We start from the raw sequence: 19,966 nt of genomic DNA, 5'->3' as shown, positions 1-19,966 counted from the left end.
AATCTACTCAACCGCGGGATTTGCGGCCCTTAGAAGGGTTCTTGCCACCTGCCGCTTTTTTGCCGACCAAGGCCTGCTTATGCGGGCGCCGCCGGCTCCCCTCCTCTCTGCTTTCCCGGGCCGTGGGCACCGAGGCGGATCTACCATCCAAGGCCGCTGCCGAGGAACCGCGTTTCGCGCCATCCCTGGACTTGGGGCCTTTGGTGGAGAAACCGTCGCCGGCTTCATGCACCAGCCGGAAGTCGATCTTGCGGCCATCGAGGTCGACGCGGCTGACCTGAACACGCACGCGTGCACCAATCGCATAGCGGATACCCGTGCGCTCCCCCCGCAGTTCTTGCCGCGCCTCATCGAACTTGAAGTACTCCCCACCCAGTTCCGTGATGTGTACCAGCCCTTCCACATAGAGGGCATCAAGCGTCACGAAGATGCCGAAGCTCGTCACCGCGCTGACGACACCGCTGTACTCCTCACCCAGATGCTCACGCATGTACTGGCACTTGAGCCATGCTTCCACGTCACGACTGGCCTCGTCCGCACGGCGTTCGTTCGCACTGCAGTGCAGTCCCGCGGCCTCCCACGCCTGCGTCTCCCGGACGCTGATAACGCCACCCGTCTTGGAAGGGCGTGCAGAGGATTCTCCGCCCTTGGAAGCCAGACGCTTGGCCAGCTTGAACTGAGCCTCCCCCGGCGTCGGCAGCGCGGGCAGCACATATTTGGTGCCGCTCAAGATGGACTTGATCACGCGATGCACCAGCAGATCCGGGTAGCGGCGAATAGGACTGGTGAAGTGTGTATAGGCTTCGAATGCCAAACCGAAGTGACCGCTGTTGACAGGCGTGTAGATCGCCTGCTGCATCGAACGCAGCAGCATGGTGTGGATCTGCTGCGCATCCACCCGGTCCTTGGTGGCCTCGGCAATCGCCTGGAATTCTGCCGGCCGCGGGTCGTCCCCGATCGACATGCCAACACCCATGGCTTTGAGATATGCACGCAGGATCTCTTGCTTCTCCGGCGTAGGCCCCTCATGAACGCGATACAGCCCCGCCCGGCCGGCATGACCGATGAAATCGGCGCTGCAGACGTTGGCAGCGAGCATCGCCTCCTCAATCAGGCGGTGCGCCTCGGTGCGTACACGCGGGACGATTTTCTCGATACGGCCATTGTCATCACAGACGATTTGCGTCTCGGTCGTCTCGAAGTCCACGGCGCCGCGCGCCTGCCGCGCGGCTAGCAATGCGCGGTAGACCTCGTAGAGGTTGAGCAGGTTGCCCACGCGCTCTTGATGCTTCAGCGCTTCCGGGCCGCGCGTATTGGCCAGCACCGCAGCCACCTCGGTATAGGTAAGCCGCGCGTGGCTGAGCATGACCGCAGGATAGAACTGATAGGCGTGAATTTCACCCTTGGCGGTAACCATCATGTCGCACACCATGCACAGGCGCTCGACATGGGGGTTCAGCGAGCACAGCCCGTTGGAGAGTTTCTCCGGCAGCATGGGGATAACGCGCCGCGGGAAATAAACGCTGGTCGCCCGGTCATAGGCGTCAATATCGATGGCGTTGCCTGTCTCCACATAGTGGCTCACGTCCGCGATGGCCACGAGCAGGCGCCACCCCTTGGCGCGCCCGATCTTGGCGGGTTCGCAATACACCGCGTCGTCGAAGTCGCGCGCGTCTTCACCATCGATGGTGACCAGGGGGACATCTGTCAGATCCACGCGTCGACGCTTGTCCTGAGCGCGCACCTTGTCCGGCAGCGCCTTCGCCTGGTCAAGGCACGCTTCGGAGAATTCATGCGGAACCCCGTATTTGCGCACGGCAATTTCCACCTCCATCCCAGGGTCATCTACCTCCCCCAGCACTTCGACCACCCGCCCCACGGGTTGTCCAAACAAAGCCGGCGGCTCGGTCAGTTCCACCACCACGACCTGTCCCGTCGCAGCAGCCCCCGTAGCACCCTTGGGAATCAGCACGTCCTGGCCGTACCGTTTGTCCTCAGGGGCGACCAGCCAGACACCGCTCTCCTGAAGAAGGCGCCCGATGATGGGTTGGGGCGGGCGCTCCAGAATCTCGACCACGCGGCCTTCAGGCCGGCCGCGCCGGTCCTGGCGCGCGATGCGCACGCGCACCCGGTCCTTGTGCAATACCGCCCGCATCTCATTGGCAGGAAGGTAGATGTCAGGCTGGCCGTCATCGCGCAGGACGAAGCCATGCCCGTCGCGGTGTCCCTGGACGGTGCCTTCGATCTCGTCCAGTGAAACTTTGGCGACGGATGATTCAGAGTGATTTTTTTTGCTATACAATCTATGACTTTCCTGAAATGCCCAGGTGGCGGAATTGGTAGACGCACTAGTTTCAGGTACTAGCGAGTAACATCGTGGAGGTTCGAGTCCTCTCCTGGGCACCAAGTTTAACGAGAACCCGCCAGGGTTCTGACAGCAAAGGCCGCTTCATTTGAAGTGGCCTTTTTTGTTACCCGCGTCTCAACAATGTGGCGTGTTGGAGCAGCGCGAGGGACACATAAAATTTTTGGAAATGCCGTTCAAGCGAACAAAAAGGCTCCTATAATCTGAGCTTCCCTGAAATGCCCAGGTGGCGGAATTGGTAGACGCACTAGTTTCAGGTACTAGCGAGTAACATCGTGGAGGTTCGAGTCCTCTCCTGGGCACCAAAGACAAGCAAAAGCCGCTGATTTTTCAGCGGCTTTTTTGTTTGTAAAGCCCCTGCGGCCCGAGATTCACTGCTGGCGCAGCGAGCCCACACAATAAACATTACCGGAGGAGAATCATGAAGCGACCCACTTTCGCCCTGCTGGGACTGATGCTCACACTGAGCGCCCCACATGCCCTGGCCCAAGATGCCGTGATCGGCCGGTATGGCCATCATGTGTATGTGATGGTGCCGACCGACAAGGCAGGCAACCGCGCCTATGTGCAGCGCGCCGCGGCCAATGCCTGCGAAGGCAAGAGCCTGTGCCATGCCTCCGTGTGGGCCGAGAGCCTGGACCGCCCCGAAGGCGCGCCGCCCCATCCACGCTACGAAGAGAACAAGCTGGCGGCATTTCAACGCAACCGCAACGCCGGCGTGGAAGCAAGCCACTCGATCAATTGCCGGCTGTTCGCGCGCGACATCAATGTGCCTTGTCTCGCGGGCACTGAGTAGGCTCTCCCACCGATTCGCCCTACCGCCGGCGGACGCGCGGCCAGGGCCGTGAACGCCTCAGCCAGCCGAGTCGCGCGCCGCAGCGCTGGCATGGAGGCAGATGGCCGCGGCGGCCCCCACGTTGAGCGACTCCTCACCCCCAGGCTGCGCAATGCGGATGTGGCGCCGCGCACGCTGCTGCAGGGCGGGCGAAACGCCCTGCCCTTCGTGGCCCATGATCCAGCCACACGGCCAGGGCAAGGCTGCGCGATGGAGGAAGTCGCCCTCGTGCGAGCTGGTTGCCAGCAACGGGACCTCTAGCCGGTCGATGTCTGCGGGCGCCAACCCCTCGACCAGCCGCAGGGCGAAATGGGCGCCCATGCCCGCGCGCAGCACCTTGCCACTCCAGAGCGCAGCGGTGCCTTTCAGCGCCGCCACTTGCGTGAACCCGAATGCCGATGCGCTGCGCAGGATGGAGCCCACGTTACCCGCATCCTGCAGGCGGTCGAGCACGACCGTCGGCATCCTGCCGTCCAACCCCTCCGCTTCAGGCAGCGGCAACACAAAACCCATGGGCGCCGGAGATTCCAGAGCGCTGATGTCACTCCAGAGTACATCAGCGATCACTACATTTTTCGTAGCTGCTCGCGCATATTCAGCGGGCGCTTGGGGCCAAAATGACTCCGAAAACACCGCTACCGCTGGCTTTTGTCCACGCGCCAGCGCAGCGCTGCACAGATGATCTCCCTCCAGCCACACACGGCCCTGCTTGCGGTATGCGGAACTGTCCTGCGACAGGCGGCGCAACTCCTTGAGCAGTGCGTTGTCGCGCGATTGGATGAAAGCAGGCGTGGCGTGCATAGGAAACGCAAAGGGGGATAGCGATCTGACTCAGGCGGCGACGGGCGCCTGCAAGGCGCGCGCCACCGGCGCGAACGAGCGCCGGTGCTGGGGACAGGCCCCATGCACTTCCAGCGCGGCCAGGTGCTCTGCCGTACCGTAGCCCTTATGGCCGGCAAAGCCATACACCGGGTATTGCTGGTGCAATTGCGCGCACCAGCGGTCGCGCGTGACCTTGGCAAGGATCGAGGCGGCTGAGATCGACGCGACCAGCGCATCGCCCTTGACGATGGCCTCCGCCGGAACGTCCAGCGGTGGCAAGCGATTGCCATCCACCAACACCCGCACCGGCTTCAGCCGCAGCCCCAGCACCGCACGGCGCATGGCCAGCATCGTGGCTTGCAGGATGTTGTGTTGATCGATCTCCTCCACCGATGCTTCCGCAATGCTGCAACACAGCGCCTTGGCGCGGATCTCGTCGTAAAGCTTCTCGCGCCGTGCGGCCGTAAGCACCTTGGAGTCGGCCAAGCCGGCGATGGGCTGCAGGTCGTCCAGGATCACCGCAGCCGCCACCACGGGGCCGGCCAACGGCCCACGCCCGGCCTCATCCACGCCGGCGACGAGGCCGGGCGGATGCCAGTCCAGGGCGGCCTGTTCAAGCAAGGAGGTTCTGAATCGCATGGGCAGCCAGTCGCGGGGTATCGCGCTGCAGATCGTCGTGCAATGCCGTGAAGCGCTGTTCCAGCCGTTGGATACGGGCCGGATCCTGCAACCGCGCGTCCAGCCAGTCCTGGACCGCGGTGGCCAGTGCGTCGGGCGTGGCGGCGTCCTGCAACAGCTCGGGCACCACGAACTCCCTGCACAGGATGTTGGGCAAGCCCACCCAGGGCTGCAACTGCTTGCGGCGCATGAGGCGCCAACTGATCGGATGCATGTGGTAGGAGATGACCATCGGCCGCTTGAACAGCGCGGCCTCCAGCGTGGCAGTGCCACTGGCAATCAGCGTCACGTCGCAGGCCGCGAGCACCAGGTGCGATTGGCCCGTGACGATGGTCAGCGCATCCAGCACCCCGCATTCGCGCGCGATCTGCTCGATACGAGCCCTCAGGGCCGGCACCGCGGGTACTATTATTTTTATAGCTGGTCGCGCTTTTTTGATAAGCGCTGCAGCCTGAAAGAACGGCTTGGCAATGTAGGCCACCTCTGCCGAGCGACTGCCCGGCAGGATGGCCAGCACTTCATCGTGTACCGTCAGGCCCAGCTGTGCGCGCGCAGCCGCCTTGTCGGGCACCCGGGGGATGACACTGGCCAATGGGTGGCCGACATAGGTGGCGGCGATGCCCTGGCGCGCGAGCAGTTCCGGTTCAAACGGAAAGATGCACAGGACATGGTCCGCGCTGGCACGAATCTTCTCGACCCGATCGGCGCGCCACGCCCAGATCGAAGGGCAGACGAAGTGCACCGTCTTTATGCCGGCGGCACGCAGGTCCGCCTCCAACCCCAGGTTGAAATCGGGCGCATCCACGCCGATGAAGACGTCGGGCTTGTCCGCCAGCAATCTGGCACGCAGCTGCCGGCGGATCCGCAGAATGCCCAGCAGGCGCCGCACCAGCTCGACGCTGTAGCCGTGCACGGCCAGCCGTTCGCTGGGCCACCAGGCCTGAAAGCCCCGCTCCTGCATGCGCGGCCCGCCGATGCCCATACTGGCCACGGCGGGCCACCGCGCACGCAGGCCGTCCAGCAGCAGGCCGGCCAGCAGGTCGCCAGAGGTTTCGCCAGCCACCATTGCGACGCGGGGAGACTCAGCCACCATGGCGCCAGCGGCGTCTCAGCGCGCGATACCGCGCTGAGACGCGATCACGAAATCACGCAGCAGGGCGATATCGCCTTCCGCCTCGGGATGCGAATGCGGCACGTCGGCCATGGCCGACAGCGCGGCCTCCAGCGTGAGGCCCTGGCGGTACAGCAGGCGGTAGGCCTGCTTGATGCCCGCCATGCGCTGCGCGGAAAAACCCCGTCGGCGCAGCCCTTCCAGGTTCAGCCCGCGCACGGCCAGCGGATTGCCGTCCACCATCATGAAGGGCGGAACATCTTGCGAGATGCGGCTGGCAAAGCCCGCCATGACGTGGGCGCCGATGCGTGAAAACTGGTGCACGCCGGTCAAGCCGCCGATGATGGCCTGGTCACCCACCTGCACATGTCCGGCCAGCGTGGCGTTGTTGGCCAGGATAGTCTGGTTGCCCACCACGCAGTCGTGCGCGATGTGCACATAGGCCATGATCCAGTTGTCGTCCCCGATGGTGGTGACGCCCCGGTCCTGCACGGTGCCGACGTTGAAGGTGCAGAACTCGCGGATCGTGTTGCGGTGGCCGATCTCCAAACGCGTGGGCTCGCCCGCGTATTTTTTGTCCTGCGGAGCTGCTCCCAGCGAACTGAACTGGAAGATGCGGTTGTCTTCACCAATGCGCGTATGGCCCTCGATCACGCAGTGCGCGCCAATCGACGTGCGCGCGCCGATTTGCACGTGGGGGCCGATAACCGCATACGGCCCCACCGTAACAGTAGGGTCCAACTGCGCGGCCGCATCAACGAGGGCCGTGGAATGGATGTTGGGCGCCAAGCGAAATCCTCGGCCCGTCAGGCCACCGTGCGCATGGTGCACATGATCTCGGCCTCGCACGCGACGCTGTCGCCCACGCGCGCGACGCCCTTGAACTTGTAGATGCCGCCCTTGATGCGATCCAGTTCCACGTCAAGGATGAGCTGATCGCCTGGCTCCACGGGGCGCTTGAAGCGCGCACCATCGATACCGACGAAGTAAAAGACCTTGTCGTCGCCCGGCGCCTCACCCATCATGTCGAACGACAGCAAGCCCGCCGCCTGCGCGAGTGCTTCGAGAATCAACACCCCGGGCATCACCGGGCGTGCGGGGAAGTGCCCCGTGAAAAACGGCTCGTTAATGGTCACGTTCTTGATGGCCAGGATGCGCTTGCCGCGTTCGAGCTCATTCACCCGATCCACCAGCAGGAACGGATAGCGGTGGGGCAGGAGTTTGAGAATTTGGTGGATATCCATCATTTTTCTGTGAGCGGCCTAGCCGTCTTTTCGTGTTTGTTCGAGAGCCTTGATGCGTTCACGCAGCCGGTACAGCTGCCGCAGCGTGGCCGCGTTCTTTTCCCACTTCGCATTGTCGTCCATGGGAAACACCCCGGTGTACTGCCCCGGTTGCGTGATCGAGTGCGTCACCACCGTGTTGGTGGAGATGTGCACATTGTCCGCCAACTGCAAGTGCCCCACGATGGACGCGGCCCCTGCAATCGTGCAGTGCGCGCCGATGCGGGTGCTGCCCGCCACCGCGGAACAGCCCGCCATGGCGGTGTGGCGGCCGATGTGCACGTTGTGAGCGATCTGGATCAGGTTGTCGAGCTTGACGCCGTCTTCGATGACCGTGTCGTCGAGCGCTCCGCGGTCAATGCAGGTGTTCGCACCGATCTCCACATCGTTGCCGATGCGCACCGCGCCCAGTTGCTCGATCTTGATCCATTCGCCGCGCTGCTGCGCAAAGCCGAAGCCGTCGGCCCCGATGACCACGCCAGGGTGCAGGATGCAGCGCTCGCCAACCGTGCAACGCTCGCCGACCGTCACCCGAGACTTGAGCACCGTGTGCGCTCCAATCACTGCGCCGCGCTCGACCACGCACAGGGGACCGATCGAGGCTGTCGAGGCCACCTGGGCTTGCGGATCGACTACGGCGCTGGGGTGGATGCCCGCAGGCGCACCTTGGCCATGCGCACGCACCCACAGCTGCGTCACGTGTGCAAAGTATGTGTAGGGCTGCTCCACAACGATGCACGCGCCGCGCTCCAAGGCTGCATTGCGCATCGCGGGGGCCACAATGACACAGGCCGCCTGGGAGGCGGCCAGTTGTGACTGGTAGCGCGGATTGCTCAGGAAGGACAGGTCACCCGGGCCGGAGGATTCCAGCGGGGCTATGCGGAGGATTTCGGTATCCCTCTCCCCTCCTTCCAGGCTGCCCCCAAGTGCATCGACGATCTGCCCGAGTCGCAAGCTCACGCGCTACTGTCCCGTGCCGGTGCTTTACTTGCCGCCGTTGGCAGCGTTCATCGCCTTGATCACCTTGTCGGTGATGTCGTGCTTGGGATTGATGTAGACGGCCTCCTGCAGGATCACGTCGTACTTCTCCTGCTCGGCCACCTGCTTGACGACGCGGTTCGCGCGCTCGAGCACCTGGCCCAGTTCCTCGTTCTTGCGCGCGCCCAGGTCCTCCTGGAATTCGCGGCGCTTGCGCTGGAATTCGCGGTCCTGGTCCACCAACTGGCGTTGCCGTGCGGTGCGCTGGCTCTCGGCCATCGTGGGCGCCTCACGCTCGAACTTCTCGGTGGCGGACTTGAGCGAATTGCCCATGTCCACCAGTTCTTTCTCCCGGCGGGAGAACTCCTGCTCCAGCTTGGCCTGCGCCGCCTTGGCGGTGTTGGCTTCGCGGAAGATGCGGTCGGTATTCACAAAGCCGGCCCTGAACTCCTGTGCCTGTGCAGGCACGGCGGCAGCCAGGGAGCCCAACAGGACGACCAGGGGAATGTGGCGGGAAAGGGATTTCATTAGAAAGACGTTCCGATCTGGAATTGCAGTTTCTGGATTTTATCGCCGGCGAACTTGCGCACCGGTTGCGCGATGGCGATACGTAGCGGGCCCAGCGGGGAAATCCAGCTCAGGCCCAGACCAGCCGAGACGCGCATGTCGCCCAGCTCCCAGCTCTCATCCTCGCCGTACACGTTGCCCGCGTCCACGAAAGTGAACCAGCGCAGCGTGCGGTCGTTGCCGGCGCCGGGGAACGGCGCGATGAGCTCGGCATTCAGCGTGATCTTCTTGGGGCCGCCCAGCGACGCACCGGTCACGTCCCGCGGACCCAGTGTGCCCTGGTCGAAGCCGCGCACCGAGCCCAGGCCGCCGGAGTAGAAATTCTTGAACACCGGGAAGGGACGGCCATTCATGCCCTTGCCTAAGCCCAACTCACCGTTGAAGGCGATGGTGAACTGCTTGTTCAAGGGAATGTACTGCTGGTATTGGTAGTTGGCTCGCACATAGCGCGCATCGCCGGCCACGGACCATTCGGAGTTCAGGCGCTGGTACCGCCCGGAGTTCGGTGCCAACGCACTGTCACGGTCATCGCGCGACCAGCCAATGGTGAGCGGCACTGATAGGCTGGTTTCACCAAACTGCTGCGCATAGGCGAGGTAGGCGGCGGGGATATTGGTACCGGCCTTGATGCGCGTCTGCTCCACTCCCCCCCCGAAGAACACGGTGTCGGTCTCGCTGAAGGGTACGCCCAAGCGCACACTGGTGCCCGCGGTGACCAGCTCATAGTTGCCGCCCTGGTCTTCGTAGGGCTTGGCCGTGCGGTAGTACACGTCGAAGGTACGGGAGATGCCATCCTGCGTGAAGTACGGATCGGTGGTGGAGAACACCAGCGTGCGACGGTACTTGCTGGTATTGACGTCCACGCCAAGGTAGTTGCCTGAACCGAAGACGTTCTCTTGCTTGATAGCAAACGACACCGAGACCTTCTCGGCGCTGGAAAAGCCCGCCCCCAGTTGCAGCGATCCCGTAGGCTTCTCGGCCACGTTCACCACCAGGTCCACCTGGTCGGGCGCGCCCGGCACCTCCTGGGTTTCCACATTCACCTCAGTGAAATAGCCCAGGCGGTCCACGCGGTCGCGCGACAGCTTGATCTTGTCGCCGTCGTACCAGGAGGCTTCAAACTGGCGGAATTCGCGGCGGATGACTTCGTCGCGGGTGCGGTTGTTGCCGCTCACGTTGATCCGGCGCACATAGGCGCGGCGCGAGGGCTCTGCACGCAGCACCAGGGCCACGCGGTTGTTCTCGCGGTCGATCTCGGGCACGGCCTCCACACGCGCGAAGGCGAAGCCGAAGTTCCCGAAGTGGTCAGTGAAAGCCTTGGTGGTTTCGGCCACCTTGTCGGCGTTGTAGGGCTCGCCAGGGCGGATGGTGATGAGCGACTTGAACTCGTCATCGCGGTCCAGGTAGTTGCCTTCCAACTTCACTCCTGAAACCACATAGCTCTGGCCTTCGTTCACGTTGACGGTGATCGAGATGTCCTGCTTGTCGGGCGAGATTGCCACCTGCGTGGACTCGATGCGGAACTCCAGGAAGCCGCGCGCCAGATAGTACGAGCGCAGCGTCTCCAGGTCTGCATTGAGCTTGGCGCGCGAATAGCGGTTGGATTTGGTGTACCAGCTCATCCAGCCGCCCGTGTCCTGGTCGAACAGCCCCTTGAGCGTGGATTCGCTGAAGGCCTTGTTGCCGACGATGCGGATTTCCTTGATCTTGGCGGGCTCGCCCTCGGTGACGGTGAAGGTGAGGTTGACGCGGTTGCGCTCGATCGGCGTGACGGTGGTCACCACCTCCGCGCCGTACAGGCTGCGGTTGATGTACTGGCGCTTGAGTTCCTGCTCGGCGCGGTCGGCCAAGGCCTTGTCGAAGGGGCGCCCCTCGGTCAAACCCACGTCGCGCATGGCCTTCTTGAGGGTGTCCTTGTCGAACTCCTTGGTGCCAGCGAAATCCACGTCGGCGATGGTCGGGCGCTCTTCCACCACCACCACCAGCACGTTGCCGGAAGCCTCCAGGCGCACGTCCTTGAACAGGCCAAGGGCAAACAGCGCGCGGATGGCTGCTGCACCCTTGTCGTCGTTGTACTCGTCACCCACGCGCAGCGGCAACGACGCGAAGATGGTGCCCGGCTCCACACGTTGCAGGCCTTCCACACGGATGTCCTGCACCTTGAACGGCGCCAGCGCCCATGCGGCTTGGGAGGCAAAAACCATGGCTGCGAGGGCGGATGCCGTACGCACGCCCAGGCGATTGATATGTTTTCTCATGGATGAAGCTGGAGCCGACAGTGCAGCGCAACGGCGGCGAAAAGGTTAGCCAAAAAGCCGGGTGAGGTCGTTGAACAGGGCGATGGACATCATGAGGAGAAGCACCGCGACGCCTGTGCGCTGCAGCCGCTCCATCCAGGCTTCGGACACGCCCCGTCCCGTCACCCCCTCCCAAAGATAATACATCAGGTGCCCACCATCCAATACGGGCAGCGGAAGCAGGTTCAGCACTCCCAGGCTCACGCTGATGAGTGCGAGGAAGCTGAGGTACTGGGTCAGCCCCATGCTGGCGGAACGGCCTGCGTAATCGGCGATGGTCAGCGGCCCGCTGAGGTTCTTGAGCGAAGCCTCACCGATCACCATGCGGCCCATCATGCGCAGCGTGAGGACCGACACCTCCCATGTGCGCACCGTGCCTTTCCAGAGCCCTTCCAAGGGGCCGTAATGCACGTTCACCATCTCGGGCGGCGCGCCCACATAGGCGCCGACGCGTCCCACGGCGCCGCCCGCCTCCTGCGCCACTTCGGGCGTGACTTCCAAGTCGCGCGGCTGACCGTCGCGCTCGATGCGCCAGACCTGCGTGAGCGGCCGGCCTGCCTGCACGGACGCGCGTATCAGCTCGCGCAGTTGCACGCCATCCACCACCGCCGCATTGCCCAGGCGCAGAACCACATCGCCAGCGCGCAGCCCCGCACGCGCAGCCGCGCCGCCTGGCACGACCTCGCCCAACACGGGACGCGTCCAGGGCGCGGTGATGCCGATGCGGCGATACAGCTGCACATCGGCCTCGCGCACGTCCAGCTGATCTATGCGCAACAGCACCTCGCGCGGCGTCGAGCCGCGCTCAGGCTGCAGCAGCAGCCGCACGTTCTGCCCGTCCAGCGCGCCGCGCGTGAGCGTCCAGCGCAGGTCTTCGAACGAGCGCACGGGCTCGAAATCGCCCTCGCCCAGCCCGGCGGACACCACCAGTTCGCCGCCGCGCAGGCCCGCCTGCTCGGCCACCGAGCCCGCTACAGGGCTGGCCAGGTAGGCCTTGGGCTCGTCCACGCCGCTCCAGTTGACGGCAGCATACAACAACACCGCCAGGAGCAGATTGGCCAGCGGCCCCGCGGCAACGATGGCGGCGCGCGAACGCAGGGGCTGGGTATTGAAGGCCAGGTGGCGTTCATGCGGCTCGACGGGCGCCTCGCGCTCGTCCAGCATGCGCACGTACCCTCCCAGCGGAAAGGCGCCGATGACGAATTCCGTGGGTGAACCCTTGGGCTGCCAACGCAGCAAAGGCTTGCCAAAGCCGACCGAGAAGCGGAGGACCTTGACACCGCAGGCCACCGCCACGCGGTAATGGCCGTACTCGTGCACGGCGATCAGTACGCCCAACGCGACGATGAAGGCAACGACAGTCAACAGCATGCCTGGGGTTTCCTACAAAAATCAGAGCGCCTTGCGCTTATCCAGCAATGGTTTGAATATAAAATGCACCTGCAACCCTTGTGTGACAAGCGCAAAACGCTCACCTTTTAAGAGCATCTCTCACAGGCGCGCCATCAGTTCCGCGGACCGCGCGCGCGTGCGCGCATCCAGCGCCAGCAGTGCATCCAGCGAGTCCGGGTTGGACGGTTCGACGGCTTCCAAAGTTGCAAGGTTGAGCGCATGGATCTGGTCGAAACGTATGCGCTGCTCCAGGAAAGCCGCCACTGCCACCTCGTTGGCGGCATTGAGCACGGCCGTGGTGCCGGGCGCCGCGCGCAACGCCTGCCAGGACAGGTGCAGCCCGGGAAAGCGCGTGGCATCCGCTTCTTCGAAGGTCAGCGCTGCCAGTTGCGTGAAATCCAGGGGTGCCGCGCCGCTTTCCACCCGCTCGGGCCAGGCCAGGCCACAGGCGATGGGCACGCGCATATCGGGCGTGCCCAACTGGGCAATGATGGACGCGTCCACGAACTGCACCATGGAGTGGATGATCTGCTGCGGGTGGATGACCACCTTGATCTGCTCGGGCGCCAGGTTGAACAGCCAGCGCGCCTCGATCACCTCCAGCGCCTTGTTCATCATCGTGGCCGAGTCGATGGAAATCTTGCGGCCCATCGAGAAGTTGGGATGCGCGCAGGCCTGCGCCGGCGTCACGTCGCGCAGCGTGGCCGGGTCGCGCGTGCGAAACGGCCCGCCCGACGCGGTGAGCAGCACGTGGTCCACGCGCCGCGGCCAGGTGGCGGGGTCTTCGGGCAGGCTCTGGAAGATGGCGGAATGCTCGCTGTCGATGGGCAGCAGCGTGGCGCCGCCTTCGCGCACCGCGGCCATGAACACCTCGCCCCCGACGACCAGCGCCTCCTTGTTGGCCAGCAGCAGGCGCTTGCCCGCACGCGCGGCCGCCAGGCACGGCGCCAGGCCCGCCGCGCCCACGATGGCCGCCATGACCGCGTCCACCTCTTCGTGGGAGGCAATGGCTTGCAGCGCATCGGGTGTTTGCAGCACCTCGGTGGGCAAGCCGCTCTGCTGCAGTTTGTCTGCCAGCTGGCGCGCATGCGCACTGCTGGCCATCACCGCATAGCGCGGACGGAACTGCGCGCACTGCGCCAGCATCAGGTCCACCTGGGTGGCCGCGCTCAGCGCAAAGACTTCGTAGCGATCGGGGTGGCGTGCCACCACGTCGAGGGTGCTGGTGCCGATGGATCCCGTGGAACCCAGCACCGTGAGACGTTGTTTCATGCGGATGCGAAATGAGAAAGCATCATGGCCAGGGGTAGCGTAGGCAGCAGCGCATCGATGCGGTCCAGTACGCCGCCGTGGCCGGGCAGCAGGCCGCTGCTGTCCTTGACACCGGCGCTGCGCTTGATGAGCGACTCCACCAGGTCGCCTACCACGCTCATGGCGGCCATGAACAATGCGCCAACGACCAGCAGCCATACGCCCTGGGCTGCCAGGCGTGAGTACAAGCTGGGCACGCTGGCCTGCCAGGCCCCATCGGCCGCGGTCCAGGCCGCGGCCAGCACCAGCACACCCAGCATGCCACCCCACACCCCTTCCCAGCTCTTGCCGGGGCTGATAGAGGGAGCCAGCTTGTTGCGCGTGAAGCGCAGGCCAAAAGCGCGGCCGGCAAAGTAGGCAAAGATGTCGGCCGCCCACACCAGGGTCAGAACCGACAGAAGGAAATTGACCCCCACCACGCGCGCCTGGGCCACGGCCAGCCAGGCCATCCACAGCGCCAGCACGCCGCCGGCCACGCGCAGCCCGCGCGGCAGCTGCGGCCAGCCGGCCACGCCCACGCGCAGCAAGGCGGCCCCGCCCAACACCCAGGCAGCGCCGCCCACCAGCCACAGCCAGGGCAGCGGCTGGTGCAGCCAGCCCGCGGCCCACCCGAGGCCGCACAACACTACACACGCCGCCCCCAGGCCGATGCTGGCGCCGCCGCCGAGGCCGTTGAGCCGACCCCATTCCCACGCCGCCGCAGCCATCATGACCAGCGTCACCACGGCAAAGGGCACGAACGAGGGATAGAACAATGCCGGCAGCAGAATGGCCAGCAGGACCAGCGCGGTGATGACACGTTGCTTGAGCATCCAGGCCCCCTTCAGCGATGTGCGGTGGACGGAATCAGGCACGCAGCGAACCGGGCTGCTGCGCTTGTACCTGGTCGGAGGTTTGGCCAAAGCGGCGCTCGCGCGCCGCGAAGTCCGCGATGGCTTCATCCAGTGCGGCCTCGTCGAAATCGGGCCACAGGCGGTCACTGAAATACAGTTCGGTATAGGCGGCCTGCCACAGCAGGAAGTTGCTGATGCGCCGCTCGCCACCGGTTCGGATCAGCAGATCCGGATCGGGCACATGGGCCATGCCCATGGCGGCATGCAGGCTGGCCTCGGTGATGGGCTCGCCCCGCGCTGCAAGCGCAGCTGCGGCCTGCGTGATGTCCCAGCGGCCGCCGTAGTTGAAGCAGACATTGAGCACCAGGCGCTGGTTGCTTGCGGTGGCCGCCTCGGCACGCTGGAGCCCTTCGCGCACCTGCGCCGAAATGCCCGATTTTTCCCCCACGAAGTGCACCTGCACGCCATCCCGGGCCAGTTGCGGCACCTCACGTGTCAGCGCCTTGGCAAGCAGATCCATGAGACCGGACACCTCGTCCGCCGGACGGTTCCAGTTCTCGGAGGAAAACGCGAACACGGTAAGCACGCCCACGCCGCGTTGGACGCAAGCATGCACGCAGCGCCGCAGCGATTCCACGCCCTGCCGATGCCCCGCCAGGCGCGGCAGGAAGCGGCGCGTCGCCCAGCGGCCGTTGCCATCCATGACGATGGCAATGTGGTGGGGAATGGCTCCCTGCACGGTGGGCATGAATCCAGGATCGATCCGCAAAACCGGATCAGATCGCCATGATTTCCTGCTCCTTGGCCGCCACCAAGGCATCGATCTCTGCAATGTGCTTGTCGGTGGTTTTCTGCACATCGGCCTCGGCGCGCTTTTGGTCGTCCTCGGAGGCGAGCTTGTCCTTGACCAGTTTCTTGACGCCTTCATTGGCATCGCGGCGCAGGTTGCGGATGGCCACCTTGGCGCCCTCGCCTTCGCTGCGCGCCAGCTTGGTCATCTCCTTGCGGCGCTCTTCACTCATCGGCGGCATGGGCACGCGGATCAGGTCGCCCATGGAGGCCGGGTTCAGCCCCAGATCGCTTTCACGGATCGCCTTCTCGATCTTGGCACCCATGTTCTTTTCCCAGGGCTGCACACTGATGGTGCGCGCGTCGAGCAAGGCCACGTTGGCCACCTGGGACAACGGCACCATGGATCCGTAGTACTCGACATGGATCGTGTCGAGCAGCTGCGGGTTGGCGCGGCCGGTGCGGATCTTGGCCAGGTTGTTCTTGAAGGCGGCGATGGACTGGTCCATCTTCGCCTCGGTCGTCTTCTTGATGTCGGCAATCGTCATGTGTGGTTCCTCTGCAAGCGGGCAATCAGGCCAGGCGCGGCAAAGCCATCAAGCGTACACCAACGTGCCTTCGTCTTCGCCCATCACCACGCGCTTCAGCGCGCCATGTTTCACGATGGAGAACACGCGGATCGGCAGCTTCTGGTCGCGGCACAGGGCAAAGGCCGTCGCATCCAGGATGCCCAGGTTGCGGCTCATGGCCTCGTCGAACGTGAGCTTGGCATAGCGCGTGGCCGACGGGTCCTTCATCGGATCGGCCGTGTACACGCCGTCGACCTTGGTCGCCTTGAGCACCACCTCGGCGCCGATCTCGGCGCCGCGCAACGCGGCGGCCGTGTCGGTGGTGAAGAAGGGGTTGCCGGTTCCGGCGGCGAACACCACCACTTTGCCCTCTTCGAGGTACTGCAGTGCCTTGGGACGCACGTAGGGCTCAACCACCTGCTCGATGCCGATGGCGGACATCACGCGGGCCGTCAGCCCCTGCTTGTCCATGGCGTCCGCCAGGGCCAGCGCGTTCATCACGGTGGCCAGCATGCCCATGTAGTCGGCCGTGGCGCGGTCCATGCCCACGGACCCACCCGCCACACCGCGGAAGATGTTGCCCCCGCCGATCACCACCGCCACTTGCACGCCCAGGCGAGTGACCTCGGCGATCTCCTCGACCATGCGCACGATCGTGGCACGGTTGATGCCGAATGCGTCATCGCCCATGAGCGCCTCACCAGACAACTTGAGCAGGATGCGCTTGTGGGCTGGCGTGGCGAGGGTCATGGGCAATTCTCCGTAAGGCTGGACTGGGGGGATGAAGGGCGTGGGCGGCAGGCGCTATCAGGCGCCCGACTTGGCGGCAGCGACTTGCGCAGCCACCTCGGCGGCGAAATCGTCCACCTTCTTCTCGATGCCCTCGCCCACCACGTACAGGGTGAAGCCCTTCACCGTGGTGTTGGCGGCCTTGAGCATCTGGGCCACGGTCTGCTTGCCATCGGCGGCCTTCACGAAGACCTGGTCGGCCAGCGAGACTTCCTTGAGGTACTTCTGCACCGAGCCTTCGACCATCTTGGCGGCGATATCGGCCGGCTTGCCGGACTCGGCGGCCTTGCCCTCGGCCACGGCACGCTCCTTGGCGATCAGGTCGGCAGGCACGTCGGCGCTGGTCAGCGCCACGGGCTTCATGGCGGCCACATGCATGGCCACGTCCTTGGCGGCCACGGCATCGCCGTCGAACTCCACCACCACGCCGATGCGCGAGCCGTGCAGGTAGGCGGCCAGGTTGGAGCCGCTGAAACGCTTGAAACGACGGAAAGACATGTTCTCGCCGATCTTGCCGATCAGGCCCTTGCGCACATCTTCCAGGGTGGGGCCGAAGCCGTCCTGCTCATAGGCCAATTGGCCCAGGGCTTCGATGTCGACGGGGTTGTGTTCCGCGACCAGCTTGGCGGCGGCGTTGGCCATGGCGATGAAGCTGTCGTTCTTGGACACGAAGTCGGTTTCGCTGTTCACTTCGATCAGCGCACCCACGTTGCCGTTGATGAACGATGCCACCACGCCTTCGGCCGTCACGCGGGAAGCGGCCTTGCCGGCCTTGGTACCCAGCTTGACGCGCAGCAGCTCTTCGGCCTTGGCCATGTCGCCGTCGGCCTCGGTCAGGGCCTTCTTGCATTCCATCATGGGGGCATCGGTCTTGCCACGCAGTTCGGCAACCATGCTTGCGGTAATTGCAGCCATCGTGTTTCTCCAGTTCTTGAGTTCAGTTCGTTACAGGATCAGAAGCTAAAAAAAAGGGGGCTCACCAGGGGCCCCGCTTTTTTTGCGACGCATCGCGCGGCCCTTGACTTAGGCGGCGTTCTCGTCCACTTCCACGAATTCGTCGGAGCCTTCGGCAGCCACAGCCTTGGCCACTTCCGTCACAGCGTTGGCACGGCCGTCAAGGATAGCGTCGGCGATGCCGCGAGCGTACAGGGCCACAGCCTTGGCCGAGTCGTCGTTACCGGGGATCACGTAGTCAATGCCCTCGGGCGAGTGGTTGGAGTCCACCACGCCGATCAGCGGGATGCCCAGCTTCTTGGCTTCGGACACGGCGATCTTGTGGTAGCCCACGTCGATCACGAAGATGGCATCGGGCAGCGCAGCCATGTCCTGAATGCCCCCGATGTCCTTCTCGAGCTTTTCCAGCTCGCGCGAGAACATCAGCTGCTCCTTCTTGCTCATGGACTCCAGGCCGGCTTCCTGCTGTGCCTTCATGTCCTTCAGGCGCTTGATGGAGGTCTTGACGGTCTTGAAGTTGGTCAGCATGCCGCCCAGCCAGCGCTGGTCGACATAGGGCACGCCAGCGCGCTGGGCCTGCTCGGCCACCAGTTCGCGGGCCTGGCGCTTGGTGCCGACCATCAGGATCGTGCCGCGGTTGGCAGCCAACTGCTTGGCGAACTTCTGCGCCTCCTGGAACATCGGCAGCGACTTTTCCAGGTTGATGATGTGAATCTTGTTGCGATGGCCGAAGATGAAGGGGGCCATCTTGGGGTTCCAGAAGCGCGTTTGGTGGCCAAAGTGGACACCGGCTTCCAGCATTTCACGCATGGTGACGGACATGAGGTTTCTCCGAAGGTTGGGTCTAAAATCCAGCCTCAATACTTGCCCACTGAATTGCTCTTGCGTGGAACTTGCAGTCCCACGAGAGGGCAGAGGGCAACACCTTGAGAGGGCTGGTTTGCGATTAAGTTCTGCATGGTGCCTGGCAGCACGGCGGCGGCGCAGCTCTCAGCAAAACCCAAAGATTCTAGCATATCCCCATGTTGGCTGACCTCGTCTCCACCCGCAGCCACGTAGCTGCCGGGCACAGCAGCGCACGCGATGAAATCGAGCGCTGCATCGCCGCCGCCGAAGGGCCCACCTGCGCCCATGTGTTCCGCCAGACCAGCTACGACCAGGCCCGCGCAGCAGCCGCCGTGCCCGGCGTGGAGCGTCTGCCGCTGGCGGGCCTTGCCGTCTCGGTCAAGGACCTGTTCGACATCCAGGGCATGACCACCGCCGCAGGCTCCACCGTGTTGCGGGATGCGCCACCCGCGCCGGCCGACAGCCCGGCCGTGGCGCGCCTGCGCCGCGCGGGCGCAGCGTTCATCGGCCGCACGCACATGGTGGAGTTCGCCTTCTCCGGCGTGGGTGTGAATCCGCACTTCGGCACGCCCGCCGCATTTGACGCCCGCCACGGCGCGCTGCCCGGCCCGGCGCGGGTGTGCGGGGGCTCGTCGTCGGGCGCCGGGGTGTCGGTGGCCACGGGCGCGGCCTTCATTGGCCTGGGCTCCGATACGGGCGGCTCGATCCGTATCCCGGCCGCGCTGAACGGCATCGTGGGTTTCAAAAACACCGCGCGCCTCGTGCCCACCGAAGGCGCTGTCCCCTTGTCCACCACGCTGGACACGGCCTGCGCACTCACCCGCACGGTGCGCGATGCCGTCGTGGCGCACGAGATCCTGGCGGCACGGCGCGTCACGCGCAGCCCCGCACCGCTGTCGGTCTGGCGGCTGGCCGTACCCGCCACACTGTTCCTGGACGGACTGGACGCCACCGTGGCCCGCGCCTTCGAGCGCACGCTGTCCCGCCTGCGCGCGGCCGGCGCGCAGATCACCGAGATTGCCCTGGCAGAAACCGCCCAGTTGGCCGATGTGAACGCCACCGGCGGGTTTTCCGCCGCCGAAAGCTACGCCTGGCACCGCGCGCTGCTGGCACGGCACGGCAACGCCTACGACCCGCGCGTGAAGAGCCGCATCGAGCGCGGCGCCAGCATGTCCGCGGCCGACTACATCGATCTGCTGCACGCGCGGCGCGCCTGGATCGCGCGCATGCAGACCGCCATGGCAGGCTTCGACGCCCTGCTCTCGCCCACCGTCCCCATCGTGGCGCCCCCCATCGCATCGGTCGCGCCGGGCAGCGAGCGCGACGCGGAGTTCTTTCGCGTCAACGGATTGCTGCTGCGCAACACCAGTGTGGTCAACATGCTGGACGGCTGCGCACTGTCCCTGCCCTGCCACGAAGCGGGCGAACTGCCCGTGGGCCTGATGGTGTGGCACGGCGCACTGCGCGACGACCCGGTGCTGAACATCGGCCTGCTGATCGAACAAGAACTACAAAAATAATAGCTGCTAGCGCTTGTCCTACGGGCG

Annotated in this window: 19 protein-coding genes and 2 tRNA genes; 4 read left to right on the top strand and 17 right to left on the bottom strand. The window is 64.8% G+C overall.

Translation table 11 applies throughout. From position 1 onward, the window contains the following. Positions 1–7: 7 nt before the first annotated feature. Positions 8–2,302: a ribonuclease R gene (gene rnr / locus QY917_RS02550; RefSeq protein ID WP_123676533.1), complete on the bottom strand. Its 2,295-nt coding sequence runs from the start codon at positions 2,300–2,302 to the stop codon at positions 8–10. Between the two features lie 19 nt (positions 2,303–2,321). Between rnr and QY917_RS02545 the strand changes: the two genes are divergently transcribed. The 3 genes from QY917_RS02545 to QY917_RS02535 all read left to right on the top strand — a co-directional run bounded on the left by QY917_RS02545 (position 2,322) and on the right by QY917_RS02535 (position 3,161). Then, positions 2,322–2,406: transfer RNA gene (locus tag QY917_RS02545), tRNA-Leu, on the top strand. Between the two features lie 179 nt (positions 2,407–2,585). Further along, positions 2,586–2,670, top strand: a tRNA-Leu gene (locus tag QY917_RS02540). A gap of 116 nt (positions 2,671–2,786) precedes the next feature. Then, positions 2,787–3,161, top strand: coding sequence for a hypothetical protein (locus tag QY917_RS02535; protein ID WP_011805764.1), 375 nt, complete (start codon positions 2,787–2,789; stop codon positions 3,159–3,161). Positions 3,162–3,218: 57 nt separating this feature from the next. Here QY917_RS02535 and QY917_RS02530 read toward each other — a convergent pair whose 3' ends face one another. The 16 genes from QY917_RS02530 to rpsB form a co-directional block, all read right to left on the bottom strand. After that, a complete protein-coding gene (locus tag QY917_RS02530) occupies positions 3,219–4,001 on the bottom strand; it encodes an RNA methyltransferase (RefSeq protein WP_123676534.1) in 783 nt (260 codons plus the stop codon). Positions 4,002–4,031: 30 nt separating this feature from the next. After that, positions 4,032–4,661, bottom strand: coding sequence for a ribonuclease HII (gene rnhB, locus QY917_RS02525; RefSeq protein ID WP_123676535.1), 630 nt, complete (start codon positions 4,659–4,661; stop codon positions 4,032–4,034). Then, complete coding sequence (lpxB, locus tag QY917_RS02520; RefSeq protein WP_123676536.1) at positions 4,636–5,793, bottom strand: lipid-A-disaccharide synthase; 1,158 nt, start codon at positions 5,791–5,793, stop codon at positions 4,636–4,638. Before lpxB ends, rnhB begins: the two co-directional genes overlap by 26 nt. A gap of 15 nt (positions 5,794–5,808) precedes the next feature. After that, a complete protein-coding gene (lpxA, locus tag QY917_RS02515) occupies positions 5,809–6,600 on the bottom strand; it encodes an acyl-ACP--UDP-N-acetylglucosamine O-acyltransferase (RefSeq protein WP_011805768.1) in 792 nt (263 codons plus the stop codon). Positions 6,601–6,617: 17 nt separating this feature from the next. Beyond that, entirely contained in the window at positions 6,618–7,058 is a 441-nt protein-coding gene (gene fabZ / locus QY917_RS02510; protein WP_011805769.1) for a 3-hydroxyacyl-ACP dehydratase FabZ, read from the bottom strand. Positions 7,059–7,073: 15 nt separating this feature from the next. After that, positions 7,074–8,054, bottom strand: a complete 981-nt coding sequence (gene lpxD, locus QY917_RS02505; protein WP_123676537.1) for a UDP-3-O-(3-hydroxymyristoyl)glucosamine N-acyltransferase — start codon at positions 8,052–8,054, stop codon at positions 7,074–7,076. Positions 8,055–8,078: 24 nt separating this feature from the next. Then, entirely contained in the window at positions 8,079–8,600 is a 522-nt protein-coding gene (locus tag QY917_RS02500) for an OmpH family outer membrane protein (RefSeq protein ID WP_015912870.1), read from the bottom strand. Further along, a complete protein-coding gene (bamA, locus tag QY917_RS02495; RefSeq protein ID WP_015912869.1) occupies positions 8,600–10,897 on the bottom strand; it encodes an outer membrane protein assembly factor BamA in 2,298 nt (765 codons plus the stop codon). Before bamA ends, QY917_RS02500 begins: the two co-directional genes overlap by 1 nt. A gap of 45 nt (positions 10,898–10,942) precedes the next feature. Continuing rightward, positions 10,943–12,307, bottom strand: coding sequence for an RIP metalloprotease RseP (gene rseP / locus QY917_RS02490; protein WP_123676538.1), 1,365 nt, complete (start codon positions 12,305–12,307; stop codon positions 10,943–10,945). A 120-nt stretch (positions 12,308–12,427) separates the two neighbouring features. After that, positions 12,428–13,600 carry a 1-deoxy-D-xylulose-5-phosphate reductoisomerase gene (gene ispC / locus QY917_RS02485; protein ID WP_015912867.1) on the bottom strand — a complete coding sequence of 391 codons (1,173 nt, stop codon included), beginning with the start codon at positions 13,598–13,600 and terminating at the stop codon, positions 12,428–12,430. Then, complete coding sequence (locus tag QY917_RS02480) at positions 13,597–14,451, bottom strand: phosphatidate cytidylyltransferase (RefSeq protein WP_103738359.1); 855 nt, start codon at positions 14,449–14,451, stop codon at positions 13,597–13,599. The genes ispC and QY917_RS02480 overlap by 4 nt, the downstream gene beginning before the upstream one ends. 34 nt (positions 14,452–14,485) lie before the next feature. After that, positions 14,486–15,220, bottom strand: coding sequence for a polyprenyl diphosphate synthase (uppS, locus tag QY917_RS02475; RefSeq protein WP_015912865.1), 735 nt, complete (start codon positions 15,218–15,220; stop codon positions 14,486–14,488). A 28-nt stretch (positions 15,221–15,248) separates the two neighbouring features. Next, positions 15,249–15,809 (bottom strand): ribosome recycling factor, encoded by a 561-nt coding sequence (gene frr, locus QY917_RS02470; RefSeq protein ID WP_011805777.1) that lies wholly within the window; start codon positions 15,807–15,809, stop codon positions 15,249–15,251. Positions 15,810–15,857: 48 nt separating this feature from the next. After that, a complete protein-coding gene (gene pyrH / locus QY917_RS02465; protein WP_011805778.1) occupies positions 15,858–16,580 on the bottom strand; it encodes a UMP kinase in 723 nt (240 codons plus the stop codon). 57 nt (positions 16,581–16,637) lie between these two features. Further along, on the bottom strand, positions 16,638–17,534 hold the full coding sequence (tsf, locus tag QY917_RS02460; RefSeq protein ID WP_123676539.1) for a translation elongation factor Ts: 897 nt from the start codon (positions 17,532–17,534) through the stop codon (positions 16,638–16,640). A 108-nt stretch (positions 17,535–17,642) separates the two neighbouring features. Further along, positions 17,643–18,395, bottom strand: coding sequence for a 30S ribosomal protein S2 (gene rpsB, locus QY917_RS02455; protein WP_015912864.1), 753 nt, complete (start codon positions 18,393–18,395; stop codon positions 17,643–17,645). Positions 18,396–18,595: 200 nt separating this feature from the next. On the opposite strand from rpsB, the gene QY917_RS02450 reads away from it, so the two are divergent. Then, a complete protein-coding gene (locus QY917_RS02450; protein ID WP_123676540.1) occupies positions 18,596–19,939 on the top strand; it encodes an amidase in 1,344 nt (447 codons plus the stop codon). Positions 19,940–19,966 lie beyond the last annotated feature (27 nt).

It is taken from the genome of Diaphorobacter sp. C33 (assembly GCF_030503915.1).
GTDB classification, from domain to species: Bacteria; Pseudomonadota; Gammaproteobacteria; order Burkholderiales; family Burkholderiaceae_C; genus Diaphorobacter; species Diaphorobacter nitroreducens.
Note: the sequence above shows the minus strand (reverse complement) of the source record. Positions and strands in the feature narration are given on the sequence as shown.

Coding starts and splice junctions, on each gene's coding strand:
- bamA (WP_015912869.1), bottom strand. CDS start 10,897: ATGAGAAAACATATCAATCGCCTGGGCGTGCGTACGGCATCCGCCCTC.
- uppS (WP_015912865.1), bottom strand. CDS start 15,220: ATGCCCACCGTGCAGGGAGCCATTCCCCACCACATTGCCATCGTCATG.
- QY917_RS02500 (WP_015912870.1), bottom strand. CDS start 8,600: ATGAAATCCCTTTCCCGCCACATTCCCCTGGTCGTCCTGTTGGGCTCC.
- QY917_RS02480 (WP_103738359.1), bottom strand. CDS start 14,451: ATGCTCAAGCAACGTGTCATCACCGCGCTGGTCCTGCTGGCCATTCTG.
- rnhB (WP_123676535.1), bottom strand. CDS start 4,661: ATGCGATTCAGAACCTCCTTGCTTGAACAGGCCGCCCTGGACTGGCAT.
- QY917_RS02450 (WP_123676540.1), top strand. CDS start 18,596: ATGTTGGCTGACCTCGTCTCCACCCGCAGCCACGTAGCTGCCGGGCAC.
- QY917_RS02530 (WP_123676534.1), bottom strand. CDS start 4,001: ATGCACGCCACGCCTGCTTTCATCCAATCGCGCGACAACGCACTGCTC.
- tsf (WP_123676539.1), bottom strand. CDS start 17,534: ATGGCTGCAATTACCGCAAGCATGGTTGCCGAACTGCGTGGCAAGACC.
- rpsB (WP_015912864.1), bottom strand. CDS start 18,395: ATGTCCGTCACCATGCGTGAAATGCTGGAAGCCGGTGTCCACTTTGGC.
- fabZ (WP_011805769.1), bottom strand. CDS start 7,058: ATGATGGATATCCACCAAATTCTCAAACTCCTGCCCCACCGCTATCCG.
- lpxB (WP_123676536.1), bottom strand. CDS start 5,793: ATGGTGGCTGAGTCTCCCCGCGTCGCAATGGTGGCTGGCGAAACCTCT.
- rseP (WP_123676538.1), bottom strand. CDS start 12,307: ATGCTGTTGACTGTCGTTGCCTTCATCGTCGCGTTGGGCGTACTGATC.
- pyrH (WP_011805778.1), bottom strand. CDS start 16,580: ATGACCCTCGCCACGCCAGCCCACAAGCGCATCCTGCTCAAGTTGTCT.
- frr (WP_011805777.1), bottom strand. CDS start 15,809: ATGACGATTGCCGACATCAAGAAGACGACCGAGGCGAAGATGGACCAG.
- ispC (WP_015912867.1), bottom strand. CDS start 13,600: ATGAAACAACGTCTCACGGTGCTGGGTTCCACGGGATCCATCGGCACC.
- QY917_RS02535 (WP_011805764.1), top strand. CDS start 2,787: ATGAAGCGACCCACTTTCGCCCTGCTGGGACTGATGCTCACACTGAGC.